This window comes from Paenibacillus sp. ICGEB2008 (assembly GCF_000307675.1).
Classification (GTDB): Bacteria; Bacillota; Bacilli; order Paenibacillales; family Paenibacillaceae; genus Paenibacillus; species Paenibacillus polymyxa.
Map to the genome: position 1 here is coordinate 22,521 of NZ_AMQU01000014.1, position 16,736 is coordinate 39,256.

Sequence of the window (16,736 nt, forward strand, 5' to 3'; positions counted from 1 at the left end):
GAATTTAATAATAAAATGGAAGTAACTTTCGAAAAGGAGATGACGTGAATTGGCAGAGCAAGTGCGTATTGGCAAAACAGATTTATATGTAAAACCAATCGGTTTGGGTGCGAATAAGGTAGGAGGACATAATCTTTTTTCCGGTTTGAACAATGAAACGGGCAAAGAAGTCGTTCGCACAGCTTTGGATAACGGCATCAATTTTCTGGATACAGCTTTTATTTATGGGCCTGAGCACTCAGAGCGGTTGATCGGTGAGGTACTTAAAGAGCGCGGCAAACGTGAGGAAGCTGTTATAGCGACCAAGGGAGCACATAAATTTGTAAACGGAGAGGTTGTTTTTGACAACTCGCCTGCTTTTTTACGTGAATCCGTCGAATCCAGTCTGAAAAGATTACAAACGGATTATATTGATCTGTTCTATATCCATTTCCCAGATGAAGCTACGCCAAAGGCAGAAGCAGTCGGAGAACTGAAGAAGCTTAAGGACGAAGGCAAAATTAAAGCTATTGGTGTATCTAACTTTACCATTGAACAACTTAAGGATGCGAATAGTGACGGCTATGTAGATGTGCTTCAATCCCATTATAATTTGTTGCAACGGGAAGCTGAGAAGGATCTGCTGCCTTATACTAAGGAAAATGGCATTTCGTTTGTGCCGTATTTCCCGCTAGCTTCTGGACTACTAGGTGGTAAGTATACGAAAGACATGACCTTTACGGACATCAGAGCGAAAGATCCATTGTTTCAGGGAGAGGCATTTGCTCGTAATTTGGACAAAGTGGAGCAGGTACGCGAGATCGCTAATGCGTTGAATGCAGAGGTTGCTCATGTGGTGCTTGCATGGTATTTGACTCGTGATTCGATTGATGCCCTCATTCCAGGCGCGAAGGGACCGGAGCAGGTTCTGGCGAATCTGAAAACGCTGAATGTCCAATTGAGTCAAGCGGATATCGAAAAGATTGACCACATTTTCAAATAATGAGTTGAGCTTGGACTGAATCGTATTTGAAATCATATATGTTTACCACCAGGAGGAGCTGCCGGACGGGCAGCTTCTTTTTCGTTTATTTGCGGCATATCCTTCTAAAGTAAGCTCATCGCTGCGGGGGGATCAGAATGAATAGAAAACCGCAATGGCACAGCAGACCAAACAGAAGGCGACGTGGCAGACGCAGGATGTGGCTCATTGTGGCATTGGCGCTGCTGGTAGGAATCGTACAGGTGGCCGCCTATGTGGAACAGCATTTGAAGCCACCCATGATGCATCTGGCTAAAGTGCGGGTCAAACAAATGGCGACAGAGGCTATTAATTCAGCAATTACTGCGCAGGTAGAGCAGGGGAAGACTGCTGATAATTTGATCGAATGGAGAACGGATACGCAAGGGAGAACCTCTGGATTTGTTCTAAATTATGCGGAGCATATGAGAATTACGTCAGACACGCTCAAAGCAGTCAAGGCAACGATGGACAGTATGAGTCATTTTGATGAAAGTGTTCCGATTGGTCAGGCATTGGGGAGTCCGCTACTGGCAGCTTATGGACCCAAGGTTCCCCTAAAAGTGGAGCCGCATGGAGCAATCAAGGTGGATTTAAATACACGTCAGCAGGATGCGGGCATAAACATGATCTTGGTGGAAGTGTACATTCGAATTACGACGGAAGTGTCTGTGGTTATACCGTTTGAAATGCAACCTCAGATTGTGGAGACGGAAATCCCGGTTTCTTATTTGCTGGTAGTGGGCAACGTCCCGATGTACTACTATGACAATCAGGGGAAACCAGTCGGCAAAAATGGTGCAACCGCTCCGCAGTTGGCACTGCCTTCCCATTCCATAGAGAGTAGCGGTGCTGTAGGTTCCAGCATAGAAAGTGTTCCAGAGATACAGGAAGACCCCAATTCCCTCAATCAGTCCCCAACGCCATAAACAAGAGGGGGTGAGTGTGAGTTACTCAAAAAAACCAAAGGGACCTATGAGGAGGTCCCTTTGGTTTTTCCTGATTTGAGCGCTTTACGTTCACTCTGCTCCCACTGTCTTAATAGCGGATATGGATCAAAGGACCAGTCTGTCCAGCCATTGTCCCGGTATATACCATAGTGTAGATGTGGTGGGAACTTGCCTTGGGTACCCGGTTTCCCATAGCCCGAGCTTCCGACCCAGCCCACCGTCTGACCAGGCGTGACGATGTCTCCGTTATGAACGGTTTTATCAAAGCCGGAAAGGTGCGCATAGTAGTGATAGCGGTTGTTGAGATCACGAATACCGATTCGCCAGCCTCCGAAGGGGTTCCAGCCCTTCATTTCAACTACACCGTAGCAGGTGCTGCGAACCGGAACTCCGTAGCCAGCAAACAGGTCAGTCCCCTCGTGTATACGGTAGCCCCCCCAGCTGCGTCGGCTTCCCCAAGTGCTGCGGTAGCTATAAATGCTGCCTAGAGGCAGCGGAAAAGCTTGACTGACCAGATCAAGTTTGCCATACCTCTGATACAGCTTGGCAAACTGCTGAACTCTTTGAACCGAGCGGCTGTTATGGTAATATTCCCACACGGCAATACCAAATTCATCCTCGTTATTTCCATACTTTCCGAGATAAGAAGCGATGCTGAACAGCAAATCTTTGTCATTATTGCGGTCAGCGATTCCATCGCCTGAGCCGTCTTGTCCCAGCCCGGAAAATAGTTCAATGGAACGTGGATTTTGATCCTCGGCATCAGGGTTCAACAGACCGGACCATACCGGTCCTGTCACAAAAATACCTATGATCCGTTCCGCATGCTTGCGATCCTTGGGATGGGCCACCGTGAGTGTGCGTTCGTACTGGTCGATGGCAGCCAGTCTGTACCAAGGGACTCCTGTCAGGGCTTCGATGGAGTGATATAAAGCAAGTCTGGACGTATACGATGAAGACGAAGCATGTGAAGCATCCATATTTGCTGTCAGGTTATTTCCGGCTGACGAGGACTTTGTGTGCTCGGCAAGGGCATGAGCAGGAAGCGGACAAGCCGTTGTCAGTGTAGTAGCGCACAACAGCAGCGATAACAGACGAACAGCGCGGACTGCCCGCGTAGGGTAAGACACGTGAACCGACCTCCTATTAAAAGGGCTTAAGCGCCCGGTAAATTCTTGGCCCGTATTTGCGTAAATAGGGCGCTTTTGATTAGATTGAGCCATATCCGCCGCTTTTATCCATCTCAAGAGTTTACTTTTTCCGGCATCAATGTCATATCAAAAAGGGAACAATGAATGGAGGTTTTTCCATGGCTTTCATGCTATAATGTATGGCAATGACAGCTTAAGCTTATCAGAAAGAAGGTCTATGCCATTGTCTAAAAAAGTGAAGGAAGCTAAACCCGATTGGATTCGTATTAAACTTACGACAGGCGATAACTATCAGGAAATCAAGAGCATGATGCGTTCCAAGACATTACATACCGTATGTGAGGAGGCACGATGCCCTAATATATATGAATGCTGGGCCAACAGGACAGCTACATTTATGATTTTGGGTGATATTTGTACGCGTGCGTGTCGTTTTTGCGCAGTAAATACGGGAATGCCTACGGAACTGGACTTGCAGGAGCCTGAACGCGTCGCAGAAGCGGCTGAGAACATGAATTTAAAACACTGTGTCGTAACCAGTGTGGCCCGCGATGATTTGAAAGACGGGGGCGCTACAATATTTGCAGAAACGGTTCGTGCGATTCGCCGCCGATTACCTTTTTGCAGTGTTGAAGTATTGATTCCCGACTTTATGGGCGACATTGAGTCGCTGCGAATCGTCATGGATGCCAAGCCAGATATTTTGAATCATAATATTGAAACGGTGGAACGCATGTCCGACAAGGTTCGGGCTAAAGCGAAATATCACCGCTCTCTGGAGCTGCTTCAACGTGCAAAGCAATTAAACCCGGATATCCCAACGAAATCAAGCATCATGTTAGGTGTCGGAGAAGAGTGGGACGAGATCTTACAAACCATGGATGATCTGCGCAAAGTCGATTGTGACATTATGACAATTGGTCAATACTTGCAGCCATCCGAGAAACATTTATATGTGCAAAAATATTATCCACCGGAAGATTTTGCGAAGTTAAAGGAAGAGGGATTACAGCGAGGATTCAGCCACGTCGAATCCGGTCCGATGGTCCGCAGCTCCTACCAAGCGCATGAGCAGGTGAAGTCGGCCGCTCAGCATAAGGAAGAAAGCGCCCTTTCGCAGGTTTGATCCGGGAAAGGCGGTCAGAATAGCTTGTTTCAAATCGGTGGTAAAAACTATGAAGTGTTGCAGGATCACAAGAACGGGTGGAATCCCGAAGCCTTTCGTGATCGATATAGTGAAGTGTTGGATCGCTATGATTATATTATTGGTGATTGGGGTTACAATCAGCTTCGTCTGAAGGGGTTTTATCGAGAAGGGCACCCCAAAGCCAATAAAGATACATCCATTGTGGTATTGGACGATTATATTAATGAATACTGCAATTTTGGCTGTGCCTATTTTGTGCTGCAAAAAAGCCGTGAAGTTGAAAATAAGAACGGTACCAGTGATGACTTCGTTCCTCCCGACATCCAGCAGTTGGTAGATGCTCAAAGGGAACAAGCGGAAATGTCAGAAACTGAAGAGCGCCAAGAAAGTTCGCAACCTTCAGCTGGACAAACGGAATATCCGCAACCACAGCAGGATTCCGCAGCTACAGAGGAGTCGAGAGTGGAACAGCCTTCAGAAGCCCGCCAACCACGAGAGTTGCAACGTAGGGAACCGAAGGATGCGCAGGAAGTACGTGAACGACAGCCGCGTGAAGCTCGCGAAAGTCGCCCATCCAGAGAAGGACGTGAAGGAAATCGGCAGCGTGAAGCACGTGATTCGCGCCAGCCAAGGGAACCGCGTGAAGCAAAGGATGGGCGAAGTTCGGGGGAAGGGCAGCAAGCCCGGGAACCACGTAGGCAGCGCAATCCACAAGGAAACTTCGATAAAAAGGAATCGCGTGGGCCACGCTATGATCGCCAGCCAAAGGAAAATCGGGAGGGACGGCAAGTTCGTGTTTCGCGTGAACCCGAGGGCCAGCGTCAAAAAAATAAAACATTCACCTCTCCACAACAAAACGGTTCCTGAATTTTCAGGAGCCGTTTTGTTTGTAAGTCCTCCACCACAACTGCCAATGTTATGACCAACTTTTTGCAAATTTTAAAATGGGGCTAATGCTTCCTCCTGATCAATTAAAAAAAGAGCCAGGATTTGGCTCTTTTACAGATTCTAATTGAGGAAAGCGTTGCGTACCCGATCCCAAAATGGGAAAGGACGGTAACGAGCGAAGCTGATCTTCTGACTTGCAACCTGACATCGAACAGAGATCAAGTCATCCACAGGAAAGTTCAAGTGATCTACAGTCAGTAAAAGACGCTGATCTTTCCGTGAAAAAATATCACAATGATGATGTTTTGGCAGTAGCAGGGGGGATCCCAATGTCCGGTACACACGGTTATTAATGGAAGCGATCTCAGTCAACTGTAATGCTTCAATGGTAGGGTGAACCATAGCTCCGCCAAGTGCTTTATTATAGGCGGTTGTTCCTGAAGGTGTAGAAACACATATACCATCACCACGGAACATCTCAAAGGTGATATCGTTAATATCTACTTGGGCAACGACCGTGCCATCTACCCCTTTTAATGTAAACTCATTTAAGGCAATAAAAGAAGCATTGCCTGACTTCTTGTGAATTTCCAACTCAATCAGTGGATACTTAACGATTCTCGGGTTAAGCGGTCCCTTAGATCCGCTTTGGCTCATCAGGTGGATTAGCTCCTCCAGCTCGTCCGCACGCCAATCCGCGTAAAAGCCCAGATGCCCGGTATGTACACCAACAAAGGCAATATCCGGAATGCGGTCAATGAAGGTATGAAACGCATGAAGCATCGTACCATCGCCTCCAATAGACACGACGATTTCCGGCGATTCGGCATCCAGCTTGAAATTCTTTTCTTGGGCAAGACGGTGAAATTGCTGACTCAAGTCCATGGAGTGCTGATCCCCGCGATCCAGAACATAATATCTCAAGATGAAAAGCTCCTTTGTCATGGGTATATATCGATCATAATCAATTATGAGCAAGAACACAATCGTTCATTGCCGGTGTGTTCCTTTCAATCGTATGAATAAGCGACTTGTACCCACGCTTAACCAGGAGAGAGCAAGCATTCCGGCCAGTATGCAGGCAAGAAGCAGCAGACTTTGCAGCAGTATAGCGGACGAGAAGCCAGGGGACCATGCGATATCGTGTACCGGAGAAAAGACCGGAGAGCTTCCCTGCCCCATTAACGGGCGCCATAATACGAGAGCTAGCAATGCAGAGATGATCCCGTGCGCAGCCCGGGCCAGCAAAAATGGCATATAGCGGAGATTCGTCATATTTAAAATACTTGCAACTTGTGCATGGACGGATAGCCCGCCCCAGGAGAGAACAAAAGCTGCTGCGGCTACCTTGAACGGTAATGCCGCTGTTGCAGCTTCACCTGCAGCTTGCGCACCTAAAGTGACTTCAAAAATACCACCTACGATGGACTCTGTTAATGTAGGTGGAAGACCACAGGCAGACAATAGGCTAGCCGTAAGCAGATGAAGCCCGCTCATTAAGCCGGAGTTCGTCAAAGCTTCTAAAATGACGCAGAAGAATACAACCAGCCCTCCTACGACAATAATAAGGCGTAGGGAGGAAGCAATCGCCTGACGAAGCAACTCACCCAATGGACGGCCATCTTCCAAACGTGCTGTATGCATGGCATATAACGCTTGGCGCAGTGGTCCAGGCTGTTTATTGCGACCTGTTGTTAATGTGTTAGCAGACTTCGACCAGGCTTTTTGAGGAGGTTGAGAGCGTTTGCTGCGAATATCGTATTTTTCTGAACGGGAACCATGGAAGCGCATGAGTAGTCCGATGATGAGAACGCCACCGTAATGGGCCGCTCCCAGGACGAGTGCAATTTCAGGTTGATGGAAGAAGCCAACAGAAACTGCACCAATCAGAAATATCGGATCAGAGGAAGTCGTAAACGCGACCAAACGTTCACCTTCAATGCGAGTGATCCATTTTTGTTCCCACAGCTTAGCGGTTAATTTGGCCCCTATAGGGTAGCCGGATGCACAACTGACCGCCGCGACAAACCCCCCGCACCCAGGTACACGGAATAGAGGCTGCATCAGTGGGTCCAGTAGCGCACCTATGAAATGGACAATTCCAAAGCCGAGAAGAAGCTCGGAAATAACGAAAAATGGGAATAGGGATGGGAACAGTACATCCCACCAGATGGCAAGACCGCGAAGCCCGGCATTCAAAGAAGATTGCGGATACGCGGCCATCAGTATGAATAGGAATAACAGCATGAGGATGAGCAAAGGAAGCGAGAAACGGCGGTACAGCGACATAGAGGCCCCTCCTTTGGAATTGTACTATTATACCTATGTCGAGGATGGACAAAGAGTACAAAAAAAGTAAAGAAAACGATTACATGGAATGCTGTTTTTTTGTAAAGAGTATGTTAAAATAAGAAAACAACGATTCCATAACCTTAAGGATGGAGTGATCAGGATGAGTATCGTTGCCGGTCTGTTTGTATGTGCTTTTGTGTATGTCATTCGTGCCTCTCTCGTCCATACCGGTGAAGAGGATTGGCGGAGTTATTAGTGGTATTCATGGAATGACGAAGCGATGTGCAGTGAAGCAAACCTCTTCATATGTTAAATTGATAAAATGACGCTTATTTTTAGCGTCATTTTTTGTTTTTTGTTATAATACGAGTGTATATTTATTACCATAGCACAGAAAGTTGGAGGAAAAGTGAATCCTAGCCTGAGCATTTATGACAACCTTGGGGGTGCGGAAGGTATTCGTGCTATTATTGAGGCCTTCTACCCGAGAGTTTATAAAGATCCGTTGTTAAGTCCCCTGTTTCCTAAAGACATGGAGCCGGTAAAGGAAAAGCAGTTTATGTTCCTGAGCCAGTTTTTTGGAGGGCCGTCCCTCTTTTCTGATGCATATGGTCATCCGATGTTACGTGCCAGACATATGAAGTTCCCCGTGACGGAGGAGCGAGCAGAGGCATGGTTGTCTTGTATGGCAGATGCGTTAACGGATACGGGAATTGAGGAGCCGCTTCGTTCCATCATACTTAGTCGTTTGTCCGGTCCTGCGCATCATTTTGTAAATACCCCGTAAGCTTTCGGGGATTGCCGAATTTTGGAGAGGGTTGTAAAAACATTGGAACTTGAACCGTTATATCAGATCAAAATCGTCTGTCCGCAATGCGAACAAGAATTTCAGACATCCCGTGTCAGACCAAGCCTAAAGAAGGCTATTCGTACCGATTCAGATTTTTGCGCTTATTATAAGAACGAAAATCCCGATTTTTATGTCGTACGGGTATGTCCTCATTGTGGATTTACTTCGACAGAGCACTCTACCGTTCAGTTAAGCGATCAGCAAACCAAGCTATTTAAGGATAAAATCGGTAATCGCTGGCAGCCTCGCGAATATGGCGGGCATCGTAGCTGGGAAGAGGCGTTAGAAACGTACAAGTTGGGTTTACTCTGTGCACAGGTCATCGGAGAAAAGGAACGCGTAGTAGCCAGTCTATTGCAGCATATTGCATGGATGTACAGATACCAGGGGAATGAGGAGCAGGAGCTTCGCTTTCTCAAATTTAGTTTGGATTCCTATGTTCGAGTCTATGAGCTGGAGGGCGTTGGTGCGAATAATGCCAAACTGCTTTATCTGATTGGTGAACTGCATCGACGTACGGGTAACTTTAACGAAGCAGTGCGCTGGTTTTCGCGTGTCATTAATGATAAGAAAATTATGGATGCAGCGATGATTAGAGCTTCTCGTGAACAGTGGTCTGTCCTGCGTGAACAAATGCTGGCAAAAAACTTCCAGCTACCTGAGGAAATGCAGAACGCAAGCTCCTCTTGAAGAAATAAAGGTGTGCACTATGACCAATTTAGGCTCATGGTTCACACCTTGTTTGTAAAACGAGTTATCTTGCAACTGCCTCATGAATTAATGATGGCGCAACGTGGTATCTGACAGCAAATAATCGTCGTCACAATCCACCAAAGTAACCTTGTTATGGCAGCATGGAAACACAAGCAGCTTTTTCATGCCTTCATGAATGAGCTTAAGCTCTTTGGGCTTCAGGGGCAGCAAGACGTTATCATGGTTGCAAAACGGACAAGACTGTACATAAACATCTCCCATGACAATGTCATAAGGCCAGGTTTTATCAAAAGGAATCATGATTTGTCCGATTCTCCGCCGTTCGAGCCAGCGGCTTCTTCTTTAGCTAGTTCGGCCAGCTTTTGCATCAAAATGTGCTGGGGTGTATGCATAAGGTGTTCCAGCGGAATGCCGAGTTTTTCGGATAATTTCACAGCCGTTTCCGGCGAAATTTGTAAGGGTCTCATCCTGTTTTCCTCCTAATTGTAGTGATTGTACCATCACGATGTAGCTTTATTGTATATGAAACCACATGAATTCGCCAAAAAAGAAAGGTGGAACTATTATGAAAACACCGTTAAAGCAAACATGGGATCTGGAATCTATTTTTAGCGGAGGCTCTTCCTCTGCCTCATTTCATGCATTTTTGGAAGAACTGGAGAGCAAGGTCCAACAGCTGCAATCCCAGCTTAAAGTAGCCAAAGTGCCACAAACGGTGTTGGATACCGAGCGTCTGGATAGTGTTCTGAATAGCATACAGGAGCTGTTTAATGGAGCATCGCAGGCAGGTTCTTTTGTATCTTGTTTAACTGCTCAAAATCAGCATGACAAGCTGGCTGTTCAACTGGGGGCGCGTGTCAATTCGTTGTATGCCCAAGGCAAAAGTGCTTTAGTCGCTTTCCAGAACTTGCTGGCACAAACCAGTGAAGACATTTGGCAGAAGTGGATGGAGCGCGAAGCGATCAAGCCGATTTCCTTTGTCCTAACTGAATACCGGAACGAAGCGCGCGAAAAAATGGCTCCTGAGCTGGAGAGCCTTGCATTGGATTTGGCAGTGGATGGTTACCATGGCTGGGGTGATTTTTATGATACCATTGTCAAAAATATGACGATCCCGGTGCCTGAAAATGGTGAAATTGTACACCTGTCTGTAGGTCAGGCAGCGAATAAACTGGATGAAGCAGATCGCAGCGTACGTAAAGACGTATTTGCACGTTGGGAAGAGGCATGGACTCAGGTAGAGGACTATTGTGCCGATACGCTGAATCATCTGGCAGGCTTCCGCCTCAAGCTATATGAAAACCGGGGCTGGACAGACGTGCTTAAGGAACCGCTGGAAATCAGTCGTATGTCAGCCCAAACGTTGGATACGATGTGGCAGGTGATTAATGAAACAAAGCCTATTGTAGTCAAGTACCTGGAGCGGAAAGCCAAGCTCCTAGGCTTAGAAAAACTGTCCTGGCATGACATTGAAGCTCCGCTGGGAACATCGACCACTAAAATCCCTTACGACGATGCAGCCGCAACGATTGTTGAGCAATTTGGTAAATTTAGTTCGAGAATGGCCGACTTTGCCCAGATGGCTTTTGAGAAAAGCTGGATCGAAGCAGAGGATCGTCCAGGCAAACGTCCAGGCGGGTTTTGTACATCTCTGCGTCTAAGCAAAGAAACCCGTATTTTTATGACCTATGCCGGATCACCATCCAACGTTTCGACACTGGCCCATGAGCTAGGACACGGTTATCATCAACATGTGATGAATGAATTGCATCCATTGAATCAAAATTATGCTATGAACGTGGCTGAGACAGCATCGACGCTGGCAGAACTGATTGTATCAGATGCTCTGCTGGAAGCTGCTGAGGGTCAGGAAAAGGGAGCTTTGCTGGAGGATAAAATTCAGCGTGGTGTAGCCTTCTTTATGAACATTCATGCCCGTTTCCTGTTTGAAACCCGTTTTTACGAGCTACGGAAAAAAGGTGTTGTAGGAGCACAGCAATTAAGCGAGTTGATGGAAGAAGCGCAGCGTGAAGCGTTTTGTGGGGTTCTGGATGAGGCTCATCCTCATTTTTGGGCTTCCAAGCTGCACTTCTATATTACGGAAACTCCTTTCTACAACTTCCCATACACTTTCGGGTATATGTTCAGTGCAGGGATTTACGCTTTTGCGAAGGAAAATCCGGATGGCTTTGCCGACCAATATGATGCTTTGCTGCGTGATACAGGTCGCATGACAGTAGAAGAACTGGCCTCCAAGCACTTGGGGACCGATTTAACACAGGCTGACTTCTGGCGTAACGCCGCACAAGTTACTGTTCAGGATATTGAGCAATTTTTGCAAATGACAAAATAACCGAGTTACATTTTAGAAGGTCTCCCGTAAGGGGGGCCTTTTTTGTAATTTTTGCAGAGGATGATGAATAAAGTCGCAAAATGTCGAAGTGCAATTGATGCTACCTGTTAGCGAAATTTAAAATGATGGATATACTTAGAAAATAGTTATAAATACCCAATTATGTTGAATTTGATTGTAAGCTTAAAAACCTTCGCATATAATTGAGCCGTAAGACCTATTAAATATTTTCATATAAGGTATATAGGAGGGTTTTTGATGGATGAAGTAGGTCAATTGTCGTTGGCGAGGCAGATGGATATTGTTTTTAAAGAATTGGATAATGAATTGGCGGGTTTATCGTCAGGGATCGTATTTGTACAAATACGGAACAATGTGGTTGGTAAATTTGGGATTCGGCATAATCCAATTGCAGGCAAAGGTGGCACATTTGCAGCAGTAGACCCAGGCTTATCTGTAGAGCATCGGGACCATTTTCGGCGTATGGCCCTAGAAACGCTAAATCACAAGCGTAGCTGGACTCATGGTGAGATTGCTTTCGATTTTGCCATCAGACAAGGAACAATCTTGGTAGATGCAACATTAGAGTCTAACTACAACATGGCGAATCTCATGATCCGCTATAACAAGCCTACATATCGCGCGGCTAAATCTGAATAACCATCGACATTAAAAAGAGCAAAGAAAAGCGGCCTTCCGAAGGAAGACCGCCTTTGTTATATACCCGTTATAACGCATTTTGGTAAATTACGATAACGGAATGCTCATGTGGAATAATGACGCTTATTGACCTGAACGACCTGATAATTGCTGTTCGGCCAGCTGTACTAAGCGTTTAGTGATATAGCCTCCCAGAGACCCAGCTTCACGGGACGGCATATCACCATAGTAACCGTCTGCCGGAATGGTGATGCCCAGTTCTTGCGCAGCTTCATATTTCAATTGTTGCAATGCGTTGTTGGCTTGAGGAACGACCAGAGTATTGCTACGACGTCCTCTGCCTTGATTGGCTTCATACATGTGTAGTCACCTCCTTCGGCTGTGATGAGGTTAGTATGCGACAGAGTTATGAAAATATGCGCCGAAGGAAGAAAAGCGACTATAGGGAAATTAAGGATATATGATATGAATCTGAGTTTTGAGGTCGATGGATTGTTGAGGCTCCAGACGAATCAGCCCACCATCTCCGACTGGGTCAGGAAAATTGGGAGCATCAGATAGCCAGGTATAAGGCTCAATGCAAAGATACTGATCGCATTCCCCTTTGGTATATAGTACCCAATACTTAAAGTATTGCTCATCTGCGGTGTAGCGGATTTGATAGCCATCATCACGAGTCAAAACAGCTTCAGCAGGGCCTTCCGCTGCTCGCAGCACAGTATCCAAATTTGTTCCTTTCAAAGATAAACCTGAGGAGAGCTGTTCCAAATGATCTAAAGAAGTAATGACACCTGTAGGCAGCTGCTCAGCATCCTGTTCATATACTCCATTCACCGGCAGCTTCAGGCGCCAGCGCTGAGGTTCTCCATCCACCATAAACCAAGTGTGGTATCCCAAGCCGAATGGGGCTGTTTTTTCACCTAGATTAGTGACGCGCAGCGTTTGGCTTAATACAGTTCCCTGCAAACGATATGTCATTTCCAGCCGCAAAGGAATGGGGTATTGTTCCATCCAGTGCGGATCACTTTCTGTCAGAAACTCGGTTGTTACGCTGCAACCTTCTTCATCCTCTTCAATATCGCTGCAACGCCAGGATTGATTACGGTGCAGACCGTGTATATGATTGTCGTTGGCTGTATTACGGTCAAACTGATATGGGACGCCGTCAAACTCAAATTGTCCTTTGCGAATTCGGCCAGGAGGAATCAAAATAGGTAAGCCAAAATGATATGGCTTTTGTAAATAAAATGCCAATTCTTCCTCGCCAGGTCGACGTACGATATCCCGGTTCAGCTTCAGATCACGCACGGAGATAATATTATTCCCCAGACGAGGGATCATTGTAACTTCCAATTCACCACTATGTAAAACATACGTGTCGTAACCGTTCCAGTGTTCTTTGGTCACTTGTTTCATATTCATGCTCCTTTGTCCACTATAATCGGTTGAAGCTTCGTGTCATTATGATAACAGATTTTTGGTCATATGGCACAATCGTCATTTGACAATAACAGTAAGCGGAATTATCATTAATGTAGCTTAGAAAGAAATGACATGGATAACACGATGATGAGGACAAGTAAGCTTTTGCATAAGCTCTTCAGAAAGCCGGTGGTGGATGAGAATCGGCGAGCCTGCACTGCTGAATGGACCTTGGAGTGCCGCACAGAACAGGATTTTACTTTCCTCAGTATGACGGCCGATTGCTCCTCGTTAACGGAGCTTCAAGATTGCAGCGGCCACGGAGGATAGCTCCGACAACTCATAGGCTGACAGCAATGAATAAGGGTGGTACCACGGTCTCGCGTCCCTTGAGGATGCGGGGCCTTTTTGCGTTCTAAAATATTGAAATAATCGGAGGAGGAAGAATATGAAAACCGTACTTTCAGGTATTCAGCCTAGTGGACAACTTACTTTGGGTAATTACATCGGCGCAATGAAAAACTTTGTCAAATTGCAAGAGGATCATCAATGTTACTTTATGGTCGTAGACCTTCATGCGATTACTGTACCGCAGGAACCAGCTCAATTACGTGAGCAGTCGGAGGCGGTAGCGGCATTATTTATCGCAGCGGGTATTAACCCAGAGAAATCCAATGTCTTTTTGCAATCCCATGTTCCACAGCACGCTGAGCTGGGATGGTTGATGACGACACTGACGAATATGGGCGAGCTGGAGCGTATGACTCAGTTTAAGGACAAAGCCGCCGGCAAGGATTCCGTAGGAGCAGGGCTGTTCGTATATCCGTCATTGATGGCAGCTGACATTTTGCTCTACAATGCGGACCTTGTTCCAGTAGGCGACGACCAAAAACAGCATCTGGAGCTGACACGTGATTTAGCGGGCCGCTTTAATCACCGTTATGGAGATTATTTTACTGTTCCGGAGCCGTATATCCCTGAAGTAGGGGCGAGAATTATGTCCCTGGATGATGCATCCAAGAAAATGAGTAAGAGTAATCCGAATGCAGGTAGTTTTATTGCACTGCTGGACGATCCAAAAGTCATACGCAAAAAAATCAGCCGCGCTACTACCGATTCGGGCAGTGAGGTTAGATATGATCCAGCCAATAAACCGGAAATTAGTAATCTGATGGGCATTTACAGCCAATGTTCCGGTTTGTCGCTCCAAGAAGTGCAGGATCGCTATGAAGGCCAAATGTACGGGACATTTAAAAAAGAACTGGCAGAGACGGTTGTAGCTATGCTTGAACCGATTCAGCAGCGCTATCGCGATATCCGGGAATCCGGTGAAATTGGGCATATTTTGGCCCAATCCGCAGAGCGTGCTCAAGAAGCTGCTGAAGTCACGCTGTCTGCGGTCAAAGAGCGCATGGGCTTTTTGCCACGTCTACGCTAGAGCCAATTGAAGACAGACAGATGGGGTCTTCTACAAATTAACTTAAGAACGGCGTTGTCGGGCCTTGATTACGAAGCCCCAGCCGATATTACCGACAGATAAAAGTCCCAGTAATATAGCAAGCCATGCAGAATAGCTGATGGATATAGCTGCTGCTGTCAGCAGAACAATGGATGAAACGGCGAACCATAGGGATAGACCTTTGCTCATGGTAAAAACCTCCAGCCTTCGAATGTTGAATTTCAGGAATAAGTAGATGTAAGTGAGCCATAATAATCTTGCAAGCTTGCAATGAACCTCACTCACAAAGAACTGAAAGGAGATTCAAATATGAGCAGACGTCGTTCAAACAACCTGCAAGTACCGCAGGCCAACGCCGCTTTACAACAATTAAAATATGAGGCAGCTCAAGAACTTGGCATCACCATCCCTCAGGACGGTTACTTCGGTAATGTCGTTTCCCGCGAAACAGGTTCTCTTGGGGGATACATCACGAAAAAGCTGGTCCAACAAGCAGAACAATCCTTGTCGGGCAGCAGCCGCTTGCAGTAATACACATAAACACTCCCATCTTGGAAGCTGTATTATGAGCAGCTGTGATGAAGAAAATCCGGAGCAAACATGCTCCGGATTTTTTTGCGCATGTTTATGACCATTGTGAATCACGTTAGTCTGCTTCGTCAAGAGGGCGCTTTCATGAAATGCTTTTTTTACGGGAATAGTCAAAAAAACAGCAAGCCCCCGTTTAAGGGAGACTTGCTGTCTGTAATACACTCGGCCTATTGTTAGCTTGGAAATATTTTTAATTCGTATGCAAGGAAAGACGTTTTTGCATCTTTTCGTCACTGAGCCATCCAATATAACTGTTGATCAGTCCGAATTGCTTATCCATCGCGACCACCGCCACAAATGGATATTGCCTCCGGTGTCGATACCTGACGTCTCCCCATCGCACAATATAGCCCCACTCCAGTTCTTCCACCTCGGCAACGGCAAAGGAGGAAAAATAGCGAAATGCTTGCACATCGCGATAGGATTTGGAGGCCTCTACGGCTGGATGTGTGGATGGAGTTGCGTGTTTCGTCCAAAATAAATGCTTGCCATTTAATCCGCCAATGTCATAGCTTCCATTCTGATGAGCTTTTACCACATGCCACCGGTTCCATGATACCGTGGGAATGATATAATAGGTGTCGCCTTCCTGACGTTTGTTGTCCATATCACGTACCGCTTTTCTGGTAAAAAAATGACTCCAGGTTCGCCAAATGTAATACAGGCCAATAATGACGTACAGCGTAATAAATAAGGGGGCGGGCGGAACCAATCCGGTGATCCACAGCATGATCGCAGCAACATGGGTGCCGAAAATAAAGGGATCAAAAATATGGATGATATTCCAAGATATCCACTTATTCGTAAACGGCCGAAATGCCTGGGTTCCGTACGTATTGAATAAATCTGTGAATACATGCAGGCAGACGGCAATCGTTACCCATAATGCTACATGACCTGGGGGCACATCCCTGAAGATCAGGCAAATCAGTCCCGTTATGGACAAGATCCATATCAACCAGAAGGGGATAGAATGCGACAGTCCACGGTGATTGCGAATATACGCTGCATTATTTTTCAACCGAAGCAAGGTGTCAAAATCCGGAGCTTGTGACCCTACGACTGTAGCGAGCAGTATGACCGCTGCTAGCTTGGGATCTCCGGCGACGACAGGATCAGTATAGGCCAGCCCGGCCAACCCGACTCCCATGACAAAGTGTGTGGCTGTATCCATATCTGTCGCTCCTTTTGTATTGTTTCCTGTACTTATTACTACCCAAATTTACTGTAAACGATCAGCAGGGGTGATTTGCCATCTG

Annotated in this window: 19 protein-coding genes and 1 other annotated feature; of the genes, 10 read left to right on the top strand and 9 right to left on the bottom strand. The window is 46.4% G+C overall.

Annotation, left to right across the window (positions count from 1 at the left end; all coding sequences use genetic code 11):
- The first annotated feature begins 49 nt into the window (after positions 1 to 49).
- Positions 50 to 982 (top strand): aldo/keto reductase, encoded by a 933-nt coding sequence (locus C400_RS0113200; protein WP_016819975.1) that lies wholly within the window; start codon positions 50 to 52, stop codon positions 980 to 982.
- 197 nt (positions 983 to 1,179) lie between these two features.
- Positions 1,180 to 1,929, top strand: coding sequence for a sporulation protein YunB (gene yunB / locus C400_RS0113205; RefSeq protein ID WP_017427260.1), 750 nt, complete (start codon positions 1,180 to 1,182; stop codon positions 1,927 to 1,929).
- A 44-nt stretch (positions 1,930 to 1,973) separates the two neighbouring features.
- On the opposite strand, the gene C400_RS0113210 is transcribed toward yunB, so the two are convergent.
- Positions 1,974 to 3,080: a M23 family metallopeptidase gene (locus C400_RS0113210; protein WP_016819977.1), complete on the bottom strand. Its 1,107-nt coding sequence runs from the start codon at positions 3,078 to 3,080 to the stop codon at positions 1,974 to 1,976.
- 244 nt (positions 3,081 to 3,324) lie between these two features.
- Here C400_RS0113210 and lipA point away from each other — a divergent pair, with 244 nt between their 5' ends.
- Complete coding sequence (gene lipA / locus C400_RS0113215) at positions 3,325 to 4,227, top strand: lipoyl synthase (RefSeq protein WP_016819978.1); 903 nt, start codon at positions 3,325 to 3,327, stop codon at positions 4,225 to 4,227.
- 24 nt (positions 4,228 to 4,251) lie between these two features.
- Positions 4,252 to 5,115 carry a YutD family protein gene (locus C400_RS0113220; protein WP_017427261.1) on the top strand — a complete coding sequence of 288 codons (864 nt, stop codon included), beginning with the start codon at positions 4,252 to 4,254 and terminating at the stop codon, positions 5,113 to 5,115.
- A 141-nt stretch (positions 5,116 to 5,256) separates the two neighbouring features.
- Here the strand turns inward: C400_RS0113220 and C400_RS0113225 are convergent, their stop codons facing one another.
- On the bottom strand, positions 5,257 to 6,060 hold the full coding sequence (locus C400_RS0113225; protein WP_017427262.1) for an NAD kinase: 804 nt from the start codon (positions 6,058 to 6,060) through the stop codon (positions 5,257 to 5,259).
- 66 nt (positions 6,061 to 6,126) lie between these two features.
- Positions 6,127 to 7,425, bottom strand: a complete 1,299-nt coding sequence (ylbJ, locus tag C400_RS0113230) for a sporulation integral membrane protein YlbJ (RefSeq protein ID WP_017427263.1) — start codon at positions 7,423 to 7,425, stop codon at positions 6,127 to 6,129.
- A gap of 412 nt (positions 7,426 to 7,837) precedes the next feature.
- Between ylbJ and C400_RS0113240 the strand changes: the two genes are divergently transcribed.
- Both C400_RS0113240 and C400_RS0113245 read left to right on the top strand, forming a co-directional pair.
- The gene (locus C400_RS0113240) at positions 7,838 to 8,215 is read left to right on the top strand and encodes a globin domain-containing protein (RefSeq protein ID WP_013372940.1); all 378 of its coding nucleotides are present in this window, start codon (positions 7,838 to 7,840) and stop codon (positions 8,213 to 8,215) included.
- Between the two features lie 21 nt (positions 8,216 to 8,236).
- Entirely contained in the window at positions 8,237 to 8,968 is a 732-nt protein-coding gene (locus C400_RS0113245; RefSeq protein WP_013372939.1) for a DUF2225 domain-containing protein, read from the top strand.
- An 87-nt stretch (positions 8,969 to 9,055) separates the two neighbouring features.
- On the opposite strand, the gene C400_RS0113250 is transcribed toward C400_RS0113245, so the two are convergent.
- Together C400_RS0113250 and C400_RS26835 are read right to left on the bottom strand one after the other, a co-directional pair.
- Positions 9,056 to 9,292, bottom strand: a complete 237-nt coding sequence (locus C400_RS0113250) for a hypothetical protein (protein ID WP_013372938.1) — start codon at positions 9,290 to 9,292, stop codon at positions 9,056 to 9,058.
- Positions 9,289 to 9,459 (bottom strand): YycC family protein, encoded by a 171-nt coding sequence (locus tag C400_RS26835; protein WP_016819983.1) that lies wholly within the window; start codon positions 9,457 to 9,459, stop codon positions 9,289 to 9,291. Before C400_RS26835 ends, C400_RS0113250 begins: the two co-directional genes overlap by 4 nt.
- A gap of 98 nt (positions 9,460 to 9,557) precedes the next feature.
- Here C400_RS26835 and C400_RS0113260 point away from each other — a divergent pair, with 98 nt between their 5' ends.
- Both C400_RS0113260 and C400_RS0113265 read left to right on the top strand, forming a co-directional pair.
- On the top strand, positions 9,558 to 11,345 hold the full coding sequence (locus tag C400_RS0113260; RefSeq protein WP_017427266.1) for a M3 family oligoendopeptidase: 1,788 nt from the start codon (positions 9,558 to 9,560) through the stop codon (positions 11,343 to 11,345).
- 258 nt (positions 11,346 to 11,603) lie between these two features.
- The gene (locus C400_RS0113265) at positions 11,604 to 12,005 is read left to right on the top strand and encodes a hypothetical protein (RefSeq protein ID WP_017427267.1); all 402 of its coding nucleotides are present in this window, start codon (positions 11,604 to 11,606) and stop codon (positions 12,003 to 12,005) included.
- A gap of 123 nt (positions 12,006 to 12,128) precedes the next feature.
- On the opposite strand, the gene C400_RS0113270 is transcribed toward C400_RS0113265, so the two are convergent.
- Both C400_RS0113270 and C400_RS0113275 read right to left on the bottom strand, forming a co-directional pair.
- On the bottom strand, positions 12,129 to 12,365 hold the full coding sequence (locus tag C400_RS0113270) for an alpha/beta-type small acid-soluble spore protein (protein WP_013372934.1): 237 nt from the start codon (positions 12,363 to 12,365) through the stop codon (positions 12,129 to 12,131).
- Positions 12,366 to 12,455: 90 nt separating this feature from the next.
- Complete coding sequence (locus tag C400_RS0113275) at positions 12,456 to 13,421, bottom strand: aldose 1-epimerase (RefSeq protein WP_017427268.1); 966 nt, start codon at positions 13,419 to 13,421, stop codon at positions 12,456 to 12,458.
- A 141-nt stretch (positions 13,422 to 13,562) separates the two neighbouring features.
- Positions 13,563 to 13,820, top strand: a binding site (T-box leader).
- Positions 13,821 to 13,875: 55 nt separating this feature from the next.
- Here C400_RS0113275 and trpS point away from each other — a divergent pair.
- A complete protein-coding gene (trpS, locus tag C400_RS0113280) occupies positions 13,876 to 14,865 on the top strand; it encodes a tryptophan--tRNA ligase (protein WP_016819987.1) in 990 nt (329 codons plus the stop codon).
- A 42-nt stretch (positions 14,866 to 14,907) separates the two neighbouring features.
- Here the strand turns inward: trpS and C400_RS27830 are convergent, their stop codons facing one another.
- Entirely contained in the window at positions 14,908 to 15,075 is a 168-nt protein-coding gene (locus C400_RS27830) for a hypothetical protein (protein ID WP_016324694.1), read from the bottom strand.
- A gap of 120 nt (positions 15,076 to 15,195) precedes the next feature.
- Between C400_RS27830 and C400_RS0113290 the strand changes: the two genes are divergently transcribed.
- Complete coding sequence (locus C400_RS0113290) at positions 15,196 to 15,417, top strand: alpha/beta-type small acid-soluble spore protein (RefSeq protein ID WP_013311857.1); 222 nt, start codon at positions 15,196 to 15,198, stop codon at positions 15,415 to 15,417.
- A 250-nt stretch (positions 15,418 to 15,667) separates the two neighbouring features.
- Here C400_RS0113290 and C400_RS0113295 read toward each other — a convergent pair whose 3' ends face one another.
- Positions 15,668 to 16,651 carry a metal-dependent hydrolase gene (locus C400_RS0113295; protein WP_017427269.1) on the bottom strand — a complete coding sequence of 328 codons (984 nt, stop codon included), beginning with the start codon at positions 16,649 to 16,651 and terminating at the stop codon, positions 15,668 to 15,670.
- Positions 16,652 to 16,736: the final 85 nt, after the last annotated feature.